We start from the raw sequence: 21231 nt of genomic DNA, 5'->3' as shown, positions 1-21231 counted from the left end.
AAGAAATAAAGTAGCGATTAGTCCAAGAAAAAAGCCACCGCAGAGGGTGGCTTGGTTTCAAAGGTCTATCTTGAGGGAGAGATAGAATGCTTATTGCTCAACTTTCACTGGTTGCGCTTTAAGCTTTTGAAAGAGTTTTACAAACAGTGGGCTGCCAAGTACCAATACTGCAAGCACTGTGAATGTCAGTGTGATTGGGCGTTCCCATAAGAAGCTCAGTTCACCGTCGGAAATCATCAATGCACGGCGCAGGTTTTCTTCCATTAATCCACCAAGGATAAAGCCAAGCAACAGCGGTGCGAGAGGGAAGTTTGCTAACCTTAGTGCGATGGCAGCCATTGCCACAAGTAGCATCACAAACACGTCCATGGTGTTGAAAGAAACCAGATAAACACCCGTGATGGAGAAGAACAGAATCATCGGCAACAACACGGTTCTTGGTACTGCTAACAACTTCGAGATGTATGGGATCAGCGGTAGGTTAAGGATCACCAACACAATGTTGCCGAAGTACATGGAGATAATTACCGACCAGAACACATCTGGATGTTCAACAAACAGACGAGGACCTGGTTGAATACCGTAAGCGATCAACGCTCCTAGCATGATTGCGGTTGTACCAGAGCCCGGAATACCAAGGGTCAAAAGAGGAACGAAAGAACCACTTGATGCTGCGTTGTTCGCTGACTCCGGAGCCACCAAACCTCGGATGCTGCCTTTACCAAACTGCTCTTTTTTATCCTTTGGAGCAAGGTTACGTTCCATGCCGTAGCTTAAGAAGGCGGCGATGGTTGCACCTGCGCCCGGAAGAACACCTGTAAAGAAGCCAAGGATTGAAGAGCGAATAGAAACAGGCGCTACTTCTTTGATTTCTTCCTTGGTGACTTTCATCGAGCCAATGTTGCTCAGCTTATCTTGTTCCTCATCACGCGTATCTTCAGAAGGCTTCAAAATACCCATCAACGTTTCACCAAGCGCAAAGGTCGCCATCGCCAACAATAGGAAGCTAAAGCCATCCATCAAATCCGTTAGACCAAAGGTGAAGCGTTCGACACCGACGCCTTTATCAATGCCGACTGTAGACAACATCAAGCCTAGAATGGTCATCATCCATGCTTTTATTACTTGTCCTTTGCCAGCGAACGCAGCCACTGCGGATAAGCCAAGAAGCATTAGCGCAAAGTAGTCAGAAGATTGGAAGCTTAACGAGACGTTAGCCAATGCAGGTGCCGCCACAAGCAGCATTATTGCTGAAAGCGTGCCACCAGTGAAAGAAGAGTAAGCCGCCAGTGCAAGTGCTTTACCTGCTTGTCCTTTCTGCGCCATTGGGTAGCCATCAAACGCGGTAACTACGGTTGAAGAACAACCCGGTGCGTTGATAAGAATAGATGAAGTTGAACCACCAAATACCGCACCATAGTAAACACCTGCCATCAGAATCAGACCCGAAGATGGATCCAAACCATAGGTGATAGGAATCATCAGAGCTATGGCAGAAATAGGACCAAGCCCCGGTAGCATGCCGATAAACGTACCAACAAAACAGCCAACAATCACCATCATGATGTTCATTGGCATCACGGCGGTGGATAAACCTTGTAGAATTCCATCTAACATAATTCAGTCCTTTCTTTTGACTACCAGATGGTGAAAATCAGACCAGGCTCAAGGTAGATATCCAGACCTTGAGTGAGCAACAAGTAAAACGCGATAACGAACGGGAATGAGGCTCCAAACAACACCGATTTACGTCGTTCGCCAAGAAGGTAAAAGCCCGCAAGCAGGAAGAATCCTGTCGCTAATACAAAGCCGATGTAAGTCAAACCCAGACCATAAAGCGCCATCAAAACTAAAAAGGCGATAAGCAATTTCCAGTTGAATGACATCACAGCGCCGCTTTGTTTATCGGGCTGACCAGTGACCAATAGCATTAGCGCTAAACCAATCCCGACGTAGGTCAGAATGGTCGGTAAAGTGCGAGCCGTGAAGGGTTCGTATTCATCCCCGGGAAAGAGAGGGATTTGTGTAGTTTGGTAGCCATAGCATAGGCAAAACAACAAAAAGATCATCGCGCCAACACGATCGCGGCACAGCAAGTTCTCTTTGGTAAAAATATTGGTTGAATGAGACATATCCAACTCCTAGAACAACAGGAAAAGACCGTATATGGGCGTTAATGAAGAAGGACCAAGTCATTAACAATTAAGCGCATCGCTGCTAGTCGAGTTACTTAGTGTTTACCAATCAATAAACAAAGGAGTTTTTACTTGTCGAATATCGACAATGCCCATATACGGTGAAATTAGAGTGCAAATACAACGGGGCTAGGGATAGCTAACCCCACAAACTCGGATGGGAGTTATTACTTTTTAAGGAAACCTAATTCGCGCATTAGATCGCCCATTTGCTGCTCTTGCTCTTCTAGGAACGCGAAGAACTCTTTATCCGCTTTGTAGTTGTCAATCCAACCATTGCGGTCACGAACAACTTGCCATTCGTCCGTTTTGTACATTTTGGTCAGAGCTGCGTTCCATTCGTCGAGCTTGGCTTGGCTTGTGCCAGGAGCGGCAAAGAAGCCACGCCAGTTCGCGAACACAGTCTCATTGCCATATTCTTTCAGGGTAGGGATGTTTGGTGCAGCGTCTAGACGTTTTGGTGCCGTAATCGCCAGTACTTTTACCTGACCAGATTTCGACATCTCTAATACTTCGCCAAGACCGGTTGAAAGCAATTGTGTTTCGCCAGACAGAAGCGCTGCCATTGCTTTGCCGCCAGCGTCATACGCGATGTAGCGAACTTTACGCGCGTCAAAACCTTCGCCTTTAAATGCAGCTGCGACGACAAGGTGATCCATCGAGCCACGAGCAGAACCGCCGGCGATTTTTACTTTACGTGGGTTAGATTCGAAATCTTTGACCACATCTTCCCATGTGTTGTACTTCGAATCCGCGGAGGTCACGATAGCGCCGTAATCAGCAATCGTTGCGGCTACTGGTGTGAGATCTCGGAAAGATTGCGGGAAGATACCCGTCAGTGAACGAACAACGATTGGGGTTGAGTTCACCATCAACGTATCAGGTTGGCGCTCAGCGGTTTCGATGAGGTGTGCAATGGCTTTACCACCACCGCCACCAGAGAGGTTTTGGAAAGAGACATTTTCAACGATGTCGGATTTAACCAGTACATCACCTGTACCACGAGCCGTCATATCCCAGCCACCACCAGCACCACCAGGGATTAGAAAGTGGATTTTTTCAACATCAGCAGCAAAAGCGTGGAAAGAAAATGAGGCTGCAATGATGGATGCGGCGAGCGTTGGTTTGAGTACCTTTAACATGTTTCACGTTCCTTATGTTGGTGACTCTCTTGTTTTGAAGAGTCTTATTATTTGTTCTCCTAGCAAGGTAGGGTGACTCGCTAGTGATGAGTTAAAGGTTAATAAGGTGTTAACGTGATGTCTCTAATGCGTAGATAAAGAGAATATTGAGCATAAACGACGTTTTGTTCATAAAGTTCACGCAAATATACTCATCAAAGAATGTGGTGAAAGACTAGGTTGGTCACATCAATGGAGTGTCTAAAACCGCCATAATGATGGAGGTTGAATAGGGAGGAATAGAGATGAAAGGAACATGTTTATGTGGCGCTATTGAAGTGACCGCACCTCAACACAATGAAGTGAGCTTTTGTCATTGCGATATGTGTCGAAAGTGGTCAAGTGGGCCTCTGCATGCGGTGCATTGTGGTCCCGGTGTGACATTTAACGGTGCTGAGCCTAAACGCTATCAATCATCCCAATGGGCAGTACGAGGTTTTTGTGGTGAATGCGGCACGAATATCTATTACCACTTGTTGGCAACAGATGAATATATTCTTTCTGCGGGATTATTTAATGAGCCAGATTTCAAATTAAGCTTAGAGATCTTCACTGATGAGAAGCCCGCATACTATGATCTGCAACCACACAGCAAGAAAATGACAGCTCAAGAAGTTTTTGACCAATACGCGCCAGAAGAGTAGATAAAATGAAGTTTCTCTGGTTAAAGGTTTTACTGACAGTAGCGGTATTTGCAGGTTTATTTTTGATTGTCTATCAGCAAGTACAAAGTGGTGTAAGTTGATCATTAAAAGCCGAGTATTAACTCGGCTTTTCGCTCTTTGCTCATGTGCTCGTTTGATTACTTAAGCATGTGAACATAGTTATAAAACTCGACATCTCGTACGTAACCGTGTTTCTCATACACGGATTGTGCGGTTTTATTATCAATACCAGTGCTTAACATAACAAAGGCAGAGTCGGTCTCTTTTGCCAGTTGGTCCGCTTGTTCCAATAAGCGTTCACCAATCCCTCGTTTTCTCTGTGATGAATCCACATACAAATCGTACAGAAGCCAAATCTTACGCATTTCTAGCGAACAGAAGAGTGGATAAAGCTGCGCAAAACCGAGCGTCCGCCCACTTTCATCCGTTGCGTAGTACACGACTGATTCTTCATTCTCAATACGAGCTTTGATAAAAGACTCTGGGTCTTTACCTGAAACATCGACTTGATAAAACTCAAGATATTTTAGGTAAAGAGGAGAGACCTTTTTGACATCAGAGACACCTGCTTTTTTCACGACGATCATAATAAAACCTTAAGGGTATATAAGACATTAGCTAGCATACGCCGATTGAAGAATAAGATTTCGTAGTAATCTAATCTCTCTAAAATGGAGCTCTAGCAATAGTCGTAAAACTTTGTGATGGTTAACTTATTCGTAGTTGCAGTTAGACTCGTAGCGCTGTGAGATGGGCGGCTGATACTGAGGAAACAACCTGACTCTTTTATCTGTTCAGGTGACTTTTCCTTGCCTAAGTAAATAAGTAATGACGGTTTCTCGGTCGGTCCGATATTGGCAAGGTTCAACCCTTGCACGCCCATCGCTTTCTCTACATTGAAATCATCCAACGCTAGCGTTCCCAATCTGACATAAATGTTCAGTTCTGACAGTTTTGCTAACGGCATTTCTGCGACACCTTGACTCTTAGCGTGTGTCATCATCTCCTGGTTGATGTCATGAAATTTGTCGATAAAAGATTCCAAGCTGTTGAGTCGATCTTGACGTTGCTTATGCATGATTTGTGGTGCTGAAAACAAACTTATTATGGCTAAGAGAATAAGCGCTACAGTAACTTCGGTTAAGGAGAATCCTTTTTGCTTCATAGATATTTCTTACAGATAGAGGGGGCATACAAAAGAAGCGTAATGTTAGCGAGCTAGGTGCTTAGGATAAATTTGAGATGACCGATTATTTCAACAGTCGAAACCTATGAAAGAACTGAGATTGTGGTTGCGATAGTGGTACTTGCCGATTAATAACCTTTTGGTCGCTCCTTGTGCAAGTCTATGAAAAATATGTACTAGACTTGATATTAATATGTCTCAAGTTGCCAACATAGGTAGCGAATTTTCTTGTCGTCAATGCCATTGGAGGGCGTTATCGCGTGAAAACTAAATCAGGTTCTCCTCGTAAGTTTTCGATTAAGTTCACCGTCGGAAGTCTCTTCATATTTGCTACTGCAGTGACTGCGTTACTCGGGGTTGGTATGCAATACTACTTTGGTAAGCAGATGTCAGAGGAACATATTTTGACGCGCTTAACCATGACGGCTAAAGACGTCAGTAACCATATCCATCAAATTGATGCGAGTGCAACAAGTAGTGCGGGGATACTGCGGAGTGTAGCTGATTACAGTGATACACAATTTAGTGAAGATGAAATTCAGCACGTATTTACCCAAACCTTGATTGATAATCCTGTCTTTTACAGTATTTACTTTGCGAATCAGGAAGAGTTCTTCTTTCAAGTAGTTAACTTGGAATCTTCTTCAATTGTTAGAGGAAAAATAGGAGCGGCACCTGATGAACGTTGGGCGGTTATCAAAATTGTGGGAGAAGGCGAAGAGCGAACAAGATATTCCTTATTTTATTCAGAGTCGCTTGAGCTGGTTCGTACTACAAAACAAACTAGTAACTTCTATCCATCTCGGAGACCTTGGTTCGACAATGCCTCAAAAAACAGTGTCTACAAGACCGATCCCTACTTATTTCAGCATTTAAAAATCACCGGTCAATCCTATTCTGTTCGCAGTAATAAAGGCGCCGTGATCGGTGTCGATACCGTGCTCTCGTCTCTGAGTGAGAAAATCACAGCGACTGAACTCGGAATGAAAAAAGATGATGGCGTAGAGTCGTTCATTTTTAACAATCGAGGTGAAGTGATCGCTTCAAGCATCAACGTATTTCAAGAGGTTGAAATTCCGACATCGCCACCGTTAACTTTAACAAAAGAACAGCAAGCATTATTGAATGATAAAGAGTTTGTTGTGTCCAACCAGAATGATTGGGGACCATACGATTATACCGAGAGTGGTGAGCCTGGTGGCTATGCTATCGATGTTTTAAAACTCATCGCTGAGAAAACGGGCATGGCAGTGGAGTTCGTAAATGGCTTCAGTTCTGCAGAATTGGTGAAGAAGTATCGCAATGGCGAAATAGATATACTTCAGCCCGTGCTTGGTGCTCCCTCTGAATTTGGTCTCAAGAGCCATCCGATATTTTACGGACAACTGGCTATCGCAGCCAAAATCGATATTCCGATGCCCGTCTCCCTAACTGAACTCACGAACCAAAAAGTGGGCGTCGTCGCAGGCTTTGGAATGAAGGAGTGGTTACTCGAACGTTATCCGACACTCAATATTGTTGAACAACCTAATCTCGATTTAGCAAAACGAGCGCTGCACATGGGAGATATTGAATACCTTGTAGACAGTTATCTAACCATGGTCGAGATGAAGCGACTAGTGAAAATTACCAATATCCATGTGACAAAATTGACGGAATCACCTCTGGAATTTTCTGTGTTCATGCAAGATGAAAACAGTGGATTGATGCAAGTTGTCAATCAAGCAATTGACAGTATTACACCAGAACAACAATCCGCGTTGGAAGAGAAGTGGTTTAAACCCCATCAATGGCGAGGCAGTTTTGCGCCTTATCCAGAAGTCTATGAGCTAGCAACCCAAAAAGACAAACACGACACGATGAACAAAGTGACCATTGAGGGAGAGCATCGATTTCTCTATATCACTAAGTTGCAATCTACTCGTGGAACAAGTGACTACTTTGCGGTGTTAGTTTCCGAGCAAGTCGTGACTGATGCTGTCACCAGTCGATTATCCAAGGCTATTGCGTTTACCTCTATCGTGATGATTATCTTGTTTCCATTAGCATGGAAGGTTGGATCACCTATTGTGCATCCGATTCTGGCGCTTCGAAAAGAAACCATCAAAATCAAAAATCGTGAATTTGACCAATTAGCTCCGGTAGAAACGCGTATCAAAGAAGTTTCTGACTTGTCTGACTCAGTTACCGAAATGACGCAAGAGATTCAGCATCACGAGCAACAGCAAGAAGAGTTTGTTGAAGCCTTTATTCGCCTTATCGCGCAAGCGATCGATGACAAGTCTCCTTATACTGCAGGGCACTGTAATCGTGTTCCAGAAATTGGTTTGATGTTGGCAGAGGCGGTAGAGAAGTGCGACACCGGTAAGTTCCAAGATTTTAGATTCAACAATGACGATGAACGACGTGAATTCCGTATCGCGGCTTGGTTACATGACTGTGGCAAGATCACCACGCCAGAACACATCGTTGATAAAGGCACTAAGTTAGAAGCCAACTACAACCGCATCAATGAAATTCGCACTCGTTTCGAAGTACTAAGGCGAGATGCTGAAGTGGAAATGTGGAAGTCGATATCTACTGGTGAACTGTCAAAAGAAGAGGCGCAAGCCAAGTTCGACCAACGAGTTGCGCAGTTGGATGAAGACTTCCGATTTGTTGCCAACGCCAACGTGGGTGGTGAGTTCATGAGTGACGAGAAGATTGAGCGCATTAAACAAATCGCCCAACAAACTTGGTTGCGTCACTATGATGATCATCTTGGTCTTTCTCCATTTGAAGAGATGATTAAGCCAAAATCTGACGTGACGCTACCCGTGGTTGAAAACCTTTTGGCGGATAAGCCTGACCATATTATCGAGCGTGTTCGCCCAATGGAATTTGCACCGGAGCATGGCATTAAGGTGCAAGTGCCAAAGCATCAATATAACTTGGGTGAAGTTTACAACCTGACCATTTCCCGCGGGACGTTAACACCAGAAGACCGTTTCAAAATTAACGAGCACATGATCAGTGGCATCAAAATGCTGGGGGCACTGCCATTCCCTCCGGAGTTAAGTAACGTGCCGCGTTATGCTTCGACCCACCATGAGACGCTAAAAGGCACAGGCTATCCGCGTCGGTTGAGTGCAGAAGATTTATCAACCCCAGAACGCGTCTTAGTGATTGCGGATATTTTTGAAGCGTTAACTGCAGGAGATCGACCTTACAAGAAAGCCAAGCCAGTAAGTGTTGCGGTCGACATCATGTACAAGATGGCACTGGACGAGCATTTGGATATGGATTTGTTCTTGTTGTTCTTAGAAAGCGGAGTTTACCGTGAATATGCCAACAAGTTTATGCCAGCCGAACAGGTTGATGAGGTGGATATTGAGAAGTATCTGAAGTCCAAATCATCAGACGCGTAAGCCAGAGAGCTTAGAGCGTTTAAACCCTACAACTTCAGAGAGTGGCGCATTCGTTGCCACTCTTTTTGTATCAGAACTTGGTAGCGCGTTGGTAGCTCAACGTTATTAGGAGGAGGTAGCAGTTCTGCCGCTTCTTGTAATGAGAGACCTGCAAAGGGATGTTGATCGTGACAACTGAGCAAGGTCATTGCCAAGGCATAAAAATCATCGTTCTTGCTTGCCTGACCGATACGCAGAGAGGGGCGGGTCGCACTATAGGCTCGACTAACGGTTGTATGTGAATGTTCTCGGTATTTAGCCTCAACTCGAATCACACTGCCAAAGTCGATAAGCCGAACTTGGTTGTTAGGCGTCACGACTATGTTATGTGGCTTGATATCGCCATGCAGATAACCCGTTTTGTGTAGATTTAGCAAAGCGAATTCAAGCTTGGTTATTAAACCTTGAGGTAATAAATCAGGTTCTATCGCATTAAGTGTTTTGCCTTCCAGATACTGGCTCATTAACCAGTCGGCGTGGTTTTGCGAGCCGTAACCATGAAAGTTCGTCCAGTAATCGGACGCGTATTTGGATAGAAAGTCCGCTTCCGCCATCAAAGCCCGTTTCTCAGCCAAGCTGCGTGCTACCTTGATGACCACAGTGCCATACAGTTTGTGCTCGCACTGAAACACGTTTTCGCTCAAAGGCGCTACATAAGTAACGCCACAGACTCTAAACAGGGTTTGATTGGCGAACGTGTTCATCACTAAATGCTCGCAGGTAAAACAAAGCCGGCAAAGAAATTTGGCACGAACGGATTGTTCTGACCTTGAGTTTTAATCGTTAAGCGAACCTTGTCGCCATTGTAATCAAACTCAAGTTGAGTACTTTGCGAAGAGGTTGAAGTGACGCGCGGTTCAATCAAGCGGAACCATGCCCAACTGCCTTTAAACTGCTCATTGGCAATCGGCGTTGCTTGTTTCTGTAGACGCACCGTTAGTGCATCTTGTGCGACAGAATCGCCTTTCCAACTTTGTTGTGTCCACAGCATCGGACCGTGTTGATAGGTGAAAATCGGTTTTTCTGCCCGAATGGAAAACTCAGTCAGTGCCGAGCTCATTTCTGTTGGTTTCATCTGGAATTGAATCGCGACGTTTTTCGGGTCAGCTAAAAACAGGGCAGAGCGAATGTCTTTGGCTTTATCAAACATCAGCCAAATCGCAGGATCTAACGCAAAGCCGGTATTTGGCAGTAAGCCGGACATAAATGGCGCACGTTGTTCTGTTGAGAAGCCTTTCAACATGGTTTGATAGAAGGTGTCCAATGTGCCATCGGTTTTAAAGAAGGCAGCAACATCCGCCGTGCTTGCGTCGCTGTTGGCACTTTTCTTAAATGGGTAGAAAGCCGCGATGGTGTTTTCATAAGGCTGGTAGACTTCGCTGTTCCACATACTATTAAGATATTGGTGAGCCAAGTTCATTACCAACTCATTAGTTTGCACTGTCACATAGTCAATCACTTCACCGGATAACGGTGGTTGGGAATCGGTTAATGACGCCAACTGCGCAACCGGATTTTGCGCTTTTAAACCTGCAGATAACGTTTCGTAAGCCACTTTGTCTGGTGTGTTGGATTTGTAGAACTGATCGAGCCATTTAGCGGTGTTCGCAAAACCTTCCAGAACGGAATCTATTGGTTTCTTACCCTGATCGTCTGGCGTCACTTGTTTGTGGAAATCATTAAACGTCAGTGTGATTTGGCGAGCGGATTCCTTCTTCTCGTTGTCTTGCGCAGCATCGGCAATCTCTTCATCGGTCTTCTTCTTCGCATCTTTTGGCTCAGGTAGAAGAACCGAAGTGTAGTTGCTGATGGTAGTAAACAGCTTAGACATTGGATTGTTTGAGGCATTGTTGAGCACGTTCAAGCTGGCATTTAACTGCTCAGAACCGGAAATGGTTTTCACCTCGATGCTGTTAATAAAATCGCGCCAGTAATTGATGTAATCGTTCTGATACATGCGCTTCAAATCGTGGCTGATTCGGTGCATCTCTAGTGCGCTTGGGGCTTGTCCTGCGATGCCTTCATAAGCGGATAACGCTTCGATAAGAAGAGGGGATTCCACAGAAAGATCCAGCTCGTTAAAGCCAGTCGGTGTGTACAAGTAAGGAACGAAATAACCCACGTAGCCAGGCTTGAATTGGTATATTTGGTTGAAGTTGGAGCCAAGTTCTTTACGCACATCAATGCGCTTCTCGTAAGCATGATCATTCAAGATGTGTTGGTAGAGTAGCGTCTCGATATTGGATTGATTGATGACTTGCTTCGCCAACCCTTCAAGCTCTTGATTGGCAGTTGTCGCCACTAGGTGCTGGTTAAACACATCGTCGAGCAGCACTTTGAGCTGAGCTACATTGGTTTTGTCCGCTTCGCCTTGATGCTCTAAGTTCGCCAAGAAGTAGCTCTTCAATTCTTCAATGTTGGTACGATTTTTATCAAACAACAGTCGATAGTCGTTCAACAGTTCGAGCGTTCTGGCTTGGTCTTCCAAGTTCACATACACATAAAGGTCATTCTCAATGGTGTGCGCCATAGAAGGGAGCAAAACTTGTTGTAGCTCTTTGGTGTAAGCCGCTTCAACTTCTGGTTTGATGGTCGCATTGGGCAGGAATGGCAATGTGTACCAAGGTTCAGGCTCCTGATACAGCGCGTAAATGCGATGCATGGTGTACAGGTTTGGGATATTACCCACCAAATCTTCTTTGCTGTATGGCTGTGCTGCTATCGCTTCTTTGTAACGCTCCAACATGCCATCGGCTTTGGCTTCACGATTGGTTTGATAATCGAAGTCGAGCTTGAGAATCGTCAGTGTACCAATCAATAAACCGAGCCAAATTAGGGTGTAGGCGGTTTGGCTGAACCACAACCAATTCTCTTTATGGCGGTTAACCCCGACTAAAGTGTTTTCATTTAACACGACATGAGACATCAAATGCTGAGCAAACAAGGTTTGTTGAACAGGCATTTGTTGGTGTTGCTGATATTGCTCATTGCCGAGGGATTGATTGACCACGTTCGCTAGTAAATCATGCTGTGCGAAATCACCGCCACTGTGGGTAAAGTAGAAGCCGCGGAAGTTGAGCCCATCTGTGTATTGGTCACCTCGGTGCAAGCGTTGTAAGAAATGCCACAAATTCTGTTTAAGCAGACCAAATTGGTAAGGTGCCCCACAAATGGCATTGCGGAAATCTTGGTTGAGCTGTGCTCCCAACGCGTTGCTCATGTTCGAGATTAGCTGACCGATGAGGTGGTCGTATTCGTCATTGAACCAATCGGCATCAATGCCACCATGTTTTTGCACTGGGCTGGTGGCGCCGAACACTTCATTGCGTCTCGCTTCATCAAACGCAGAAAAGAACTGACAGAAATCGCTCACTTGACCCATGTTGGTTAGGACATTGTAGACAGGTAAGTTCAAACCAAATGAACGATTGAATGCTTTGATTTGCGACTTCAATTGGTCGGCTTTTTGTGAAAGGGTTTCACTATTGCCGACTAACTGTTCAATTTCTGTGGTCAGCACCAAGCCGTTAATCGCTTGTCTCGGACGCCATTTATTGAGGCATTGGCACAGTGTTTTTAAGTAAAGCGGTTGATGATCTTCACCCATGCTGATGGAAATCAGAATTGAGTGTTCACTGAGCCAAAACAGAATTGGGAACTCAATGTCGTTACCAAAGTCATCCACCTTATAAGCTTCGTAACCCATCTGCGTGATTATGCTTTTATCTTTGCTTGGGTTATCACTGAGTAACAGATAAATCGGCTGATCGTAACGGCTGGTTAAGCGCTTTTTACGTTTTTGTACGCCGAGCATTTTCTTGAAGTGGAAAGCGAGTAATTTAGAGCGTTTGATGATTAGTGCACGTTCTTGGTCTTGCTCAAGACTCTTATTCACCTTGCGATTGATTAACCAAAAGCAAAGTCCTGCAGACAGAAGTGCGACAATGGTTGTCGTGATGACGCCTGTCCATAAGAAATCAGGATACGCAACAAACCAAGTCAGTAAGCCGCCTAAGATTGCCAGAAGCAGAAGGGTAACGAGGCTCCAAATGATCGCCTTTTTCCTGGTTGGTGTGTTTGGGTTGTCTTGCGTCATCGTGACTCAACCTCGCTTTGTTTGTTTTTGTTATGCACCACTAAGCCGTTGACGTTGGCATTCTCTCGATACCAGTTATTGATGGTTTTAGCTTGCTCTGAGTTGTCACATCGAACAATGACGCGAACGTATGAATTGATGTTATCCGCGACAGGTTGATAGTTGGATGTCGGCAGTTGGGCTATAAACTTCTCGGCGTTTTTAAGGTTAGAGAAGGTCGCAAGTTGGACTAACCAATCAGTGTTTGCTGCAGGGTTCGTCGCTGGATTGCTCGTCGCTTCTGTCGCGGGTGTTTTCACTTGTGGCGTCACGGCTTTTGGTTGGCTCGGCACTGGACGAGGTGGTTGAGTGGTATTTACCGCGACTTTATTGCCTTTTAAATCGTCGTCAGTGCTGACATAAACGATGTCTTCTGCACGACCAGATTCAATATAGCGCTGGCTGTACTCACCAAGTTGGACAAAATCTCGTGCCCGCTGTGGTTTGGTTTTGTTGTACCAGAAATAGGTTAGGGCAACACTCAAACCAATGATAGTTAGGAAAAATAATGTGGTGACAAGGTAACGCTTCTTGCGCGTTGGCTTACGTGTTTTAGGTACCGAAACCTTAGTATGACAATAGATTCCACCGGCTTGTCGATACTGACTTAAAATCTGCTCCAAGCGGTAGGTAAAACTCTTTAACTGTTCGCTGCCCGTTTCGCGGTACTGACCTTTAAAGCCGATATTGAGGAACAGGTAAACCACTTCTAATAAGTCGATCAGCTTGTGCGGTTGGCGTGCTGCTTTCTCTGCCACAGTAAAGAAAAGCTCACCGCCGTTGCGCATACCAAACAGTTCACTGAGTAGGGTTTTGTTCTCCCATCCGCGTTTTTCACCCCAATCGGTGTAGACAATCAACTCATCCAAAACCACGGCATACAGGAAGCAAAGCTTGTCGATCACGGCGACTGGGTAGGTCAACTCGGCACCTTTGGTTTTGATTTCATTGATGGAAGCTACAAGTTGGTGCCTGAGCGTAGTGATGTCTTCGGGCTCCGGTAAAGTGTTGATCTTGAGCGTGACAGCCAGTAACTCAGAACTGATGTTGATCAGCTGATTCTCGGCTTTGTCGAAATGATGTAAGAACCCTATGTTGGCTTGAGCAGCGTTGACCGAATGCCACTTTACGTCTGGCATGTCGGTGTCTTTACTCACGAAGTCGTTTTCGCTGCTGTCCCAAACTAAGGTGTCTTCATCCAAATAGTTCATAACTTACTACCTCAGTGCGTACAGCATCACTTCTAGGTCGCCAACACGTGTATCGACGTGCAGCGCCAGTGCATCGCGGTTTTCAATCATTTCTAACCAATTGCGGTCTGACGTATCCACTTCAAAATACGCTGTGCCTTGCATCGGTTTTAGTTCACTTGGCGCAACAGGAAGCGGCGTCAGTTGAACGCCAGAAAGGGCATTACGCACGATCTCAACAATCTTGTTATTGCTGCTGAGTTTGGCGGCGGCAGGGAACAATTCGTTAAGCTCGGTGCTGCTGATGTTGGAACGGACACTGAGAACGAATCGGCGATCGAACAGGTTGTGACCATCTTTTACCAACGTGCGAAGCAAGCGGCGTCGTTCAAACAACGAAGTGTCAAACGCAAACTCAATCACCGAGTCTTGTTGAACCAGCGTGAGCATATTGCGCAGATTCGAAAAAAGCGGATTAAAGCAATCATACAGACGATGGAAATCTAACGGCTGACACGGTTCTGGAATCGCGGGTGTGGATGCCATGACTTGCGCTTCAAACTTGCGTAGCTCCAAATAAAGCTGTTGGGTTTGAAACTTTGGATTCGACAAAGACAAATCAAACCACGGAAGCCAAGTGTTGAGTGTTTGCAACCACAGGTAATCCTGCATCATCGACTGTGGACTCTTTTGCCCTTGTCCGGCTTGAATACGTTTGAGCAAACTGGTGGCACGGTTGGAGGTGAGGGCATGAATCTCTTTCAAACGTTCAACCAATAGCTGTGATGCTCCATAATGCAAACACGCAGGAATAAAGGAACGGTCTAGCATCACTTCGCCCGTTTCGCTGCATTCCAATACTTTGGCGAAAGGAATCAGGGTAAAGCCCGAAGTGTCTTCGCCTTCGAGTTTTATCGCGATGTTGAGCTGCGCGACGTCCACCTCAACGCTGGCATTCTCAGAGGTTGAAGTATCAAACACATTGATAGTGCGTGTGAGATAGCGGCTTTGTTCCGATTCATCGTTGGCGTAATCATTATTGCCTTGCAGAGAGACGGGCAGTGCTAAGTAAGCCATTTTCTCAATCGTACCGTGCGGCACATCTCTGGCAACTTCGTGTTTCAGTTCGAAATGCGTGCCATCTGGGAACAACCCCGCGCTTGAAGAGACGGAAAGCTTGCCAATTTTAAGTAGATCGTGATTGATCACCAAGTCGGTCACACCATAGTAAGGGGCATAACCAGCAAGCGTTTCGACGTTTTGTCTGACGTAGTTTTGTGTGTATCTATCTTGTTGTTGAAAGTGTTGTGGGGCAATGAACATACCTTCTTGCCAAACGACCTTTTTATATGCGTCCACGAGATTTCCCTATCTACTGAATCGAGTTAAAAAACATCCCACCAAGGCGAATCTGGTGTCACGGTTTGCAATGCTGCTTTGTTACCGCTGATCTTTAACTGGATATATTGTTCTTCTTCCTGAGGCGTGGTTGTCACTACCGTCGCCGTGCTTGCATCATATTCGGCAAATTCCACCAATACGCCGATGTATTGAGTGGTCTTGTTGATGTCTAAGGTTTGTTTGCTATTGCTGTCTGGCATCACCACGGGCAGCACTTGTTTCGACACCAAGTTTGCGCCTAATAGGCTCACGTCATCGTTATACAAATCGATAAACGGCAATTGCTTAAACTGCTGGGCATCGGTCAGTTGATACAAGCGCACTACCACAGGATTGGTACTGTTGTTAACGCTTGGGTTAATAGTCTTCTCGGCGCTTACCGCCAATTGATATTGCGTCACAACCGGTGTTGGGTCGGATGAACATCCCACTAAAGCGAAAGCTAGTAAACTAAGCCAAATCTTCATCAGCTTTCCTCGCTTTGCTTTTGCATATTTTCCATAAACATCGCTTTGAACTGGCGACGAAAATCACCGTTGTCTTGTCGATGTTGGAAGTGTTTGCGGTAGATTTTCCAATACTTCTTGTCTTTACTACTGAACAGTCCACCAGACACAAATTCGCTAAATTGATTCTCTAGCTGGTTCGGCGCGAACTCATTGAGGAACTGTTCGAGTGTTTTATCCAATGCATCAAACAAAGCATCATGTGCAAGCGGTGGGTTCCGAAGGTATTGTTGATTCTTCTCGGTAATCGTAATCAGCTTTTCGATGGAGGCTTCCAGCTCTGATGTTGGATGATGATCGCCCGGAAGATACTCAATCTCCGTAGAACGCTCCATTGCTTGCTGCTGTTTCGACACTTCATCCACTTCAAAGTGGTCCGCCAGTTCGTCATCATCGATGTCTTCAAAAGGGTCGGAGGAGAAAGGGTCATCGCTCATTACATTGTGGTGGGAGTACTGAACTTCCGATTTTACGGGTTCGACGATTTCACCCTCGTCGAGAAAATCGACATTGTCCTCCAGTTGCAGGTCGAACTTGGTCGCAAAGAGGTCATCAGGTTGCTCTTCGGCAGGCGCTTTGCTCGACGTGAGTGTTGATACCAACATCGAATAGCTTTCGATCTTTAAAATGTCGCCATCGTTGAGTGGGTAATCTTTATCTCTCACCATGGCTTTATCGTTGAGGCGAGCCGGGTTCTTACCAGTGCTCTTCACCAAATAGCCTGTTTCAGTGAGACGAATTTGTCCGTGAATACGCGAGATGCGTTTTGATTGATCGGGCAATGCCACTTCGCAAGAAGCAGAACGCCCAAACTGCCCGCCAGACTCGGGCAGATAGATGCCTCTTGAAGTCACCACCTCTTCAGAGGGTACAGAAATCAAATGTATGCTGATCGCCACTTGTTATCCCTCGCATTTAGCCAACGCTGTGTTGAAAGCGGTTAAGAAACCAGAATATTTGTCCAAAAAGCGGTTAGAGAAATACACGCCCATTGGCTTGGTTTCGAATACTTGAGAATAGAAGTAATCGCTTGGAAGAGAGGCTTGGCTGATTTCCGTGTGAAACACTCGTTCATCTTCCAGTGCGACGTCAATTTCTCTTTGTTTTAAAAGCCTTAGTAAAACCTTAGCATCTCGTGGCTGCTTAACGACGTTGTATCCATTACGTTTCAGCCAAAACCATGTGCTTGAGCCAAATTCTGCCGAGAACTTAAGGTTCAACTTTGACAAATCATCAAGCTTAGGCTCTACACCGGGACCAAAATACCAACGCAACTTTTGCTCGGTAATAGGAGCAGACAACGTTGCGTAGCTGTCGTGTTCTCTGGTTTTCGGTGAGACGAAAAAGCCGTGTTGTTGACCACTGTGCACGTGAAGTTGTGCGTCAGACCATTCCGTCATGGTCAGTTGGTAAGGTTGTCCCATTTCGCCCAGTGCGCATTTGACGCGATTGAGCGCAAACCCATCCATGTTTTGATTCTGATGAGTTTGGTACGGTGCCCATTTGTGAGTCGCAAGCAGTAATCGGTCAGGACCAATCCAAACTTGCGCCCATGCTTCGAACGAGAATAGGGCACCAAGCAAAATAAACAGCGATGAAACCAGCTTGGTTATTTTGCGGAAAAGACTCACCCCACAGCTGACCGCCGCCTCTTGAACAAGAATCGAGGTGGTGACGAGATGGGGTGAATGTACGCTTCTAAACATCATGATTCGTTACTACTGAATATCCAGTTCAAAGCCCTGTGGCGTCGACGCAGCGGTGACCGTCACTTGGCTAATCGGTTGTTGTGCGCTCAGACGCGCGATGCATTCTTCAGCCAACTTCGGCATCAAAGAGCGGTTAATGATTTGCTCAACCGCGCGACCACCTGTCGTAGGGTCGGTGTTTTTGCTGACAACCAAATCCACAAAACCTGCATCCCACGTAAAGCTCGCTTGATACTGTTCTGCCAGTTTTTTGCGAATGCGGTTTAGCGCGATTTCGGTGATCTTCGCTAGTTCATCATCGTTGAGTGGGTAATAAGGCACGATGGTGGTACGTCCTAAGAATGCAGGTTTGAAGTAGCGTTGTAGATCGGGACGAATTGCTTCGAGCAGTTCATCGTTGCTGATGCGTTCGGCGTTTTCATCACACACATCGCAAATCGCTTGGTCAGCGGCGTTAGAAGTCATGATGATTAAGGTGTTTTTGAAATCCACCGTGCGACCTTCGCTGTCTTTGATGTGTCCTTTATCGAAGATTTGATAGAAGAGGTCATGAACGCCCGGATGCGCTTTTTCCATCTCATCCAAAAGCAAGACAGAGTATGGGTTGCGGCGAATTGCTTCCGTCAGTACGCCACCTTCACCAAAGCCAACATAGCCGGCAGGCGAGCCAAGTAACATGGATATTTTGTGTTCTTCTTTAAACTCGGTCATGTTGATAACCGTGAGATCGTTGCTGCCTCCGTAAAGTTGCTCAGCGAGCGCCATAGCGGTTTCAGTTTTACCGACACCACTTGGACCACACATCAAGAACACACCGATTGGCTTGCGATTGTCGGTCAAGCCTGCGCGTGAGATTCGAATCGCTTTTGCCAGTTCTTGCTTCGCTACGTTTTGACCGATAACGCGCTTATCTAGCTCTGATTCCAGTGATAATAGGCGAGCGATTTCATCACTCATCATGTTGCCGACGGGAATGCCTGTCCAACCGGAAATGACTTGAGCAATGGTCGCGTCATCCACCATCGCATTAACTAATGGCTCTTCACCTTGAAGCTCGTGCAATTGGTCGAGAAGGGCATTCAACTGGGTTTGCTGAGCTTCGTCCGGCGTTTCGCTTTCTGTGATGCTTTGTTGAAGCGCTTTAATCTCATCAACCAAAGTAATTTCTTGCTCCCAACGTGTCTGGTAGTCCGCTAATTGAGATTGATTGGTGGTGATTTCTTGCTTCAATTCGGCGATCTCTTCTGCGCCAGTGCCGAACAAATCAAATTCTTTCTCTAAAGCAGACTGTTCGTTTTGTTGATAACGAATGGTTTGCTCCAACGCTTCAATCACTTCTGGTTTTGCACCTTGGGTTAAAGCAATACGCGCACTAGCCGTGTCTAGCAAGCTGATCGCTTTATCTGGCAATTGGCGAGAAGGTAAGTAACGAATAGATAGGTTGACCGCGGCATCAATAGCGGATTCTGTAATAAATGCGCCGTGGTGGTTTTGCAATGAAGCCGCAATGCCTCGCAGCATTTGTTTGGCATCTTCTGCATTTGGCTCTTCTACCGTGACGACTTGGAAACGGCGAGTCAAAGCTGGATCTTTCTCGAAGTACTTTTTGTATTCTGCCCATGTTGTTGCGGCAATGGTTTTGAACTCACCACGCGCAAGAGCCGGTTTCAATAGATTGGCAGCATCGTTTTGTCCTGCTGCACCACCAGCCCCGATAAGCGTATGTGCTTCATCAATAAATACAATGATTGGTACATCGCTGTTTTTCACTTCATTGATGACGTCTTTAAGGCGGTTTTCAAATTCGCCTTTTACGCTTGCTCCTGCTTGTAATAAACCTAAGTCAAGTGAATGGAGTTGAACGCCTTGCAACGCACTTGGTACTTCATCTGCTGCGATTCTCAGCGCTAAGCCTTCAACGACAGCGGTTTTACCCACGCCCGGCTCACCAACAAAAATAGGGTTGTTCTGGCGTTTACGACAAAGAATGTCGATGGCTTTTCTCACTTCAGAATTACGCCCAGAAATCGGGTCGATATTGCCTTCAATTGCTTGTTGAGTCAGGTTGATGGTGTACTTGCTTAATGCGTCGTTCGCGCTTGTTGTGTTTGCGGCTGAACTTGCTTCACCTGTGCTTTGTTGTGTTGCTCGCTTAACTGGCGTTTTGTTGATTAAACCTTGCAGTGACTCGGTCGACACGTTTTGTAGAGATTCGAGATTGTTGCTCGATACGCCCATGACGTTCTGCTGCAACAGCGCTTGAACGAGATGCAGACTGATGATTTCACTATGTCCATAGTTAACGGAGGCAATCATCCAAGCGTCTTTTAGAAGCTCAGTCAGTGCATGGCTGAGCGTTGGTTGGCTGTCTTGTACTTTTGGTAAGCGCTCAATGCGATTTGCTAGTTCACTGGCAAGTTGATCTTGGTTGATCTTCTGACTTTCAATCAGAGTTTTTAAGTGCGTGTCTTGCTGATTCAATAGCGTGAGCAGCCAATGTTCTGGCTCAATGGCAGCAACGCCTTGGTTCATAGCTGCACCCGCAGAAGCTTCCAATGCGCGTTTTAATTCTGGCGATAACTTGGCGACTAAATTTGTCAGCGTTACTTGTGTCATAACCTTATCCTTGTCTTTTGCGCGATAACCTTCTTTGTCGTCGCGGTGTCTACCTAGCTATTTCAGAAGAATCCGAATTCGCTCTGTAGGTTTACGTTCTGGGGCGAGGCAATCCACTTCACCCAATTTCGCGGCTTGATCTGGTTGAGCAGACAGCCTTGGTTTTTCGAGATACGCACGCTTAACGTTGAGATAAATAGAAATCGGCGTGGCGTCTCGTAAATAATGTTGAATGAGCTGGCGCATGTGGCTCGCCAACTGAGTATCTCGATGAATTTGATGCAGCTCTTTGCGGTTGGCAGGCTGGATACTCACCACCAAATGTTGGTTGTAAGTCATGCACGTTTTGCCAATGAGGAAACCTTGTCCGATTCCGCTGTTGTAGTCGTCTTTCTGTCCCAAACGGGTTAGAGAACTCGCGGGTAACTGGCGACGTTCATGGCTCTTAGTCGACACATCGATTTGGTAAGGGAAGTAGTCGTTAAGGATCTGCTCTAACGTTTCTAAATTACGATGTCCTTGAGCGAACAACAGCGAATACTGGAACAGTGCGCCGTGTTCGCGTTTCAGGTTCGCCAGTTGTTTGAGTAAGTCGGTTTTTTCTTTCGCCAGCTCTTTCTGCACCAAGAGGTGAGGAGCGAGTTCTAGCTGCGCGGCAAGTTCAAAATGGCGTTGATTGAATACGTCTAAAAAGTCCTTGAGTGCGTGATCGTCGTTATGCAGTGCAAACAACAATTCCTCATAGATGTAGTTTGGGATAACCCCTTGTGCGCCAGATAGTGCTTGCTGCGCAATACGAACCTTGGCGCTGTGGTCACTGAACGAAAAATATTGAATATCGTCGGCATCACCATGGGGCATGGCTTCTGCTTTGAGCTCTAACTTCAGCTTGTGCCCAGACTGCTTTGCCATTTGCATCAGCAATCGCATTGCTTGAGCAAAGTCGTACTCATGTGGGTTCGCTTTTAAATCGTTAATCAGTGACATCGACATCATCTATC

Annotated in this window: 16 protein-coding genes; 2 read left to right on the top strand and 14 right to left on the bottom strand. The window is 45.8% G+C overall.

What is annotated here, in order from left to right; translation table 11 throughout:
- Positions 1 to 90: 90 nt before the first annotated feature.
- The 3 genes from QMY49_RS07600 to QMY49_RS07590 all read right to left on the bottom strand — a co-directional run bounded on the left by QMY49_RS07600 (position 91) and on the right by QMY49_RS07590 (position 3337).
- Positions 91 to 1617 carry a tripartite tricarboxylate transporter permease gene (locus QMY49_RS07600; protein WP_005451899.1) on the bottom strand — a complete coding sequence of 509 codons (1527 nt, stop codon included), beginning with the start codon at positions 1615 to 1617 and terminating at the stop codon, positions 91 to 93.
- 20 nt (positions 1618 to 1637) lie between these two features.
- Positions 1638 to 2132 carry a tripartite tricarboxylate transporter TctB family protein gene (locus tag QMY49_RS07595; RefSeq protein WP_005451900.1) on the bottom strand — a complete coding sequence of 165 codons (495 nt, stop codon included), beginning with the start codon at positions 2130 to 2132 and terminating at the stop codon, positions 1638 to 1640.
- 230 nt (positions 2133 to 2362) lie between these two features.
- Positions 2363 to 3337, bottom strand: a complete 975-nt coding sequence (locus tag QMY49_RS07590; RefSeq protein ID WP_009696966.1) for a tripartite tricarboxylate transporter substrate binding protein — start codon at positions 3335 to 3337, stop codon at positions 2363 to 2365.
- Between the two features lie 284 nt (positions 3338 to 3621).
- On the opposite strand from QMY49_RS07590, the gene QMY49_RS07585 reads away from it, so the two are divergent.
- Positions 3622 to 4020, top strand: coding sequence for a GFA family protein (locus QMY49_RS07585; RefSeq protein WP_005451902.1), 399 nt, complete (start codon positions 3622 to 3624; stop codon positions 4018 to 4020).
- 158 nt (positions 4021 to 4178) lie between these two features.
- Here the strand turns inward: QMY49_RS07585 and QMY49_RS07580 are convergent, their stop codons facing one another.
- The gene (locus QMY49_RS07580; protein WP_005451904.1) at positions 4179 to 4628 is read right to left on the bottom strand and encodes a GNAT family N-acetyltransferase; all 450 of its coding nucleotides are present in this window, start codon (positions 4626 to 4628) and stop codon (positions 4179 to 4181) included.
- A gap of 92 nt (positions 4629 to 4720) precedes the next feature.
- Positions 4721 to 5206, bottom strand: coding sequence for a prepilin-type N-terminal cleavage/methylation domain-containing protein (locus QMY49_RS07575; RefSeq protein WP_283313835.1), 486 nt, complete (start codon positions 5204 to 5206; stop codon positions 4721 to 4723).
- Positions 5207 to 5487: 281 nt separating this feature from the next.
- On the opposite strand from QMY49_RS07575, the gene QMY49_RS07570 reads away from it, so the two are divergent.
- The gene (locus tag QMY49_RS07570; RefSeq protein WP_283313832.1) at positions 5488 to 8634 is read left to right on the top strand and encodes an HD domain-containing phosphohydrolase; all 3147 of its coding nucleotides are present in this window, start codon (positions 5488 to 5490) and stop codon (positions 8632 to 8634) included.
- A 26-nt stretch (positions 8635 to 8660) separates the two neighbouring features.
- Here the strand turns inward: QMY49_RS07570 and QMY49_RS07565 are convergent, their stop codons facing one another.
- The 9 genes from QMY49_RS07565 to QMY49_RS07525 are packed head-to-tail and all read right to left on the bottom strand — an operon-like array spanning position 8661 to position 21226.
- Positions 8661 to 9377, bottom strand: coding sequence for a protein kinase domain-containing protein (locus tag QMY49_RS07565; RefSeq protein ID WP_283314094.1), 717 nt, complete (start codon positions 9375 to 9377; stop codon positions 8661 to 8663).
- 2 nt (positions 9378 to 9379) lie between these two features.
- Positions 9380 to 12769 (bottom strand): type VI secretion system membrane subunit TssM, encoded by a 3390-nt coding sequence (tssM, locus tag QMY49_RS07560; RefSeq protein WP_283313829.1) that lies wholly within the window; start codon positions 12767 to 12769, stop codon positions 9380 to 9382.
- Positions 12766 to 14019 (bottom strand): type IVB secretion system protein IcmH/DotU, encoded by a 1254-nt coding sequence (gene icmH, locus QMY49_RS07555; RefSeq protein WP_283313828.1) that lies wholly within the window; start codon positions 14017 to 14019, stop codon positions 12766 to 12768. Before icmH ends, tssM begins: the two co-directional genes overlap by 4 nt.
- A 6-nt stretch (positions 14020 to 14025) precedes the next feature.
- Positions 14026 to 15357 carry a type VI secretion system baseplate subunit TssK gene (tssK, locus tag QMY49_RS07550; RefSeq protein ID WP_283313825.1) on the bottom strand — a complete coding sequence of 444 codons (1332 nt, stop codon included), beginning with the start codon at positions 15355 to 15357 and terminating at the stop codon, positions 14026 to 14028.
- Between the two features lie 26 nt (positions 15358 to 15383).
- Positions 15384 to 15866, bottom strand: a complete 483-nt coding sequence (gene tssJ, locus QMY49_RS07545) for a type VI secretion system lipoprotein TssJ (protein ID WP_005451918.1) — start codon at positions 15864 to 15866, stop codon at positions 15384 to 15386.
- Complete coding sequence (locus tag QMY49_RS07540) at positions 15866 to 16804, bottom strand: type VI secretion system-associated FHA domain protein (protein WP_283313823.1); 939 nt, start codon at positions 16802 to 16804, stop codon at positions 15866 to 15868. Before QMY49_RS07540 ends, tssJ begins: the two co-directional genes overlap by 1 nt.
- A gap of 3 nt (positions 16805 to 16807) precedes the next feature.
- On the bottom strand, positions 16808 to 17611 hold the full coding sequence (locus QMY49_RS07535) for an ABC transporter substrate-binding protein (RefSeq protein WP_206779920.1): 804 nt from the start codon (positions 17609 to 17611) through the stop codon (positions 16808 to 16810).
- A gap of 12 nt (positions 17612 to 17623) precedes the next feature.
- Positions 17624 to 20230 (bottom strand): type VI secretion system ATPase TssH, encoded by a 2607-nt coding sequence (gene tssH, locus QMY49_RS07530; RefSeq protein WP_283313820.1) that lies wholly within the window; start codon positions 20228 to 20230, stop codon positions 17624 to 17626.
- Positions 20231 to 20287: 57 nt separating this feature from the next.
- Positions 20288 to 21226: a type VI secretion system baseplate subunit TssG gene (locus QMY49_RS07525; RefSeq protein WP_283313819.1), complete on the bottom strand. Its 939-nt coding sequence runs from the start codon at positions 21224 to 21226 to the stop codon at positions 20288 to 20290.
- Positions 21227 to 21231: the final 5 nt, after the last annotated feature.

This window comes from Vibrio harveyi (genome assembly GCF_030060435.1).
GTDB lineage: Bacteria > Pseudomonadota > Gammaproteobacteria > Enterobacterales > Vibrionaceae > Vibrio > Vibrio harveyi.
This window is presented reverse-complemented; position numbering and strand designations above follow the sequence as displayed.

Coding starts and splice junctions, on each gene's coding strand:
- QMY49_RS07535 (WP_206779920.1), bottom strand. CDS start 17,611: ATGTTTAGAAGCGTACATTCACCCCATCTCGTCACCACCTCGATTCTT.
- QMY49_RS07590 (WP_009696966.1), bottom strand. CDS start 3,337: ATGTTAAAGGTACTCAAACCAACGCTCGCCGCATCCATCATTGCAGCC.
- icmH (WP_283313828.1), bottom strand. CDS start 14,019: ATGAACTATTTGGATGAAGACACCTTAGTTTGGGACAGCAGCGAAAAC.
- tssM (WP_283313829.1), bottom strand. CDS start 12,769: ATGACGCAAGACAACCCAAACACACCAACCAGGAAAAAGGCGATCATT.
- QMY49_RS07595 (WP_005451900.1), bottom strand. CDS start 2,132: ATGTCTCATTCAACCAATATTTTTACCAAAGAGAACTTGCTGTGCCGC.
- QMY49_RS07575 (WP_283313835.1), bottom strand. CDS start 5,206: ATGAAGCAAAAAGGATTCTCCTTAACCGAAGTTACTGTAGCGCTTATT.
- tssJ (WP_005451918.1), bottom strand. CDS start 15,866: ATGAAGATTTGGCTTAGTTTACTAGCTTTCGCTTTAGTGGGATGTTCA.
- QMY49_RS07580 (WP_005451904.1), bottom strand. CDS start 4,628: ATGATCGTCGTGAAAAAAGCAGGTGTCTCTGATGTCAAAAAGGTCTCT.
- QMY49_RS07585 (WP_005451902.1), top strand. CDS start 3,622: ATGAAAGGAACATGTTTATGTGGCGCTATTGAAGTGACCGCACCTCAA.
- QMY49_RS07565 (WP_283314094.1), bottom strand. CDS start 9,377: ATGAACACGTTCGCCAATCAAACCCTGTTTAGAGTCTGTGGCGTTACT.
- QMY49_RS07600 (WP_005451899.1), bottom strand. CDS start 1,617: ATGTTAGATGGAATTCTACAAGGTTTATCCACCGCCGTGATGCCAATG.
- QMY49_RS07525 (WP_283313819.1), bottom strand. CDS start 21,226: ATGATGTCGATGTCACTGATTAACGATTTAAAAGCGAACCCACATGAG.
- tssH (WP_283313820.1), bottom strand. CDS start 20,230: ATGACACAAGTAACGCTGACAAATTTAGTCGCCAAGTTATCGCCAGAA.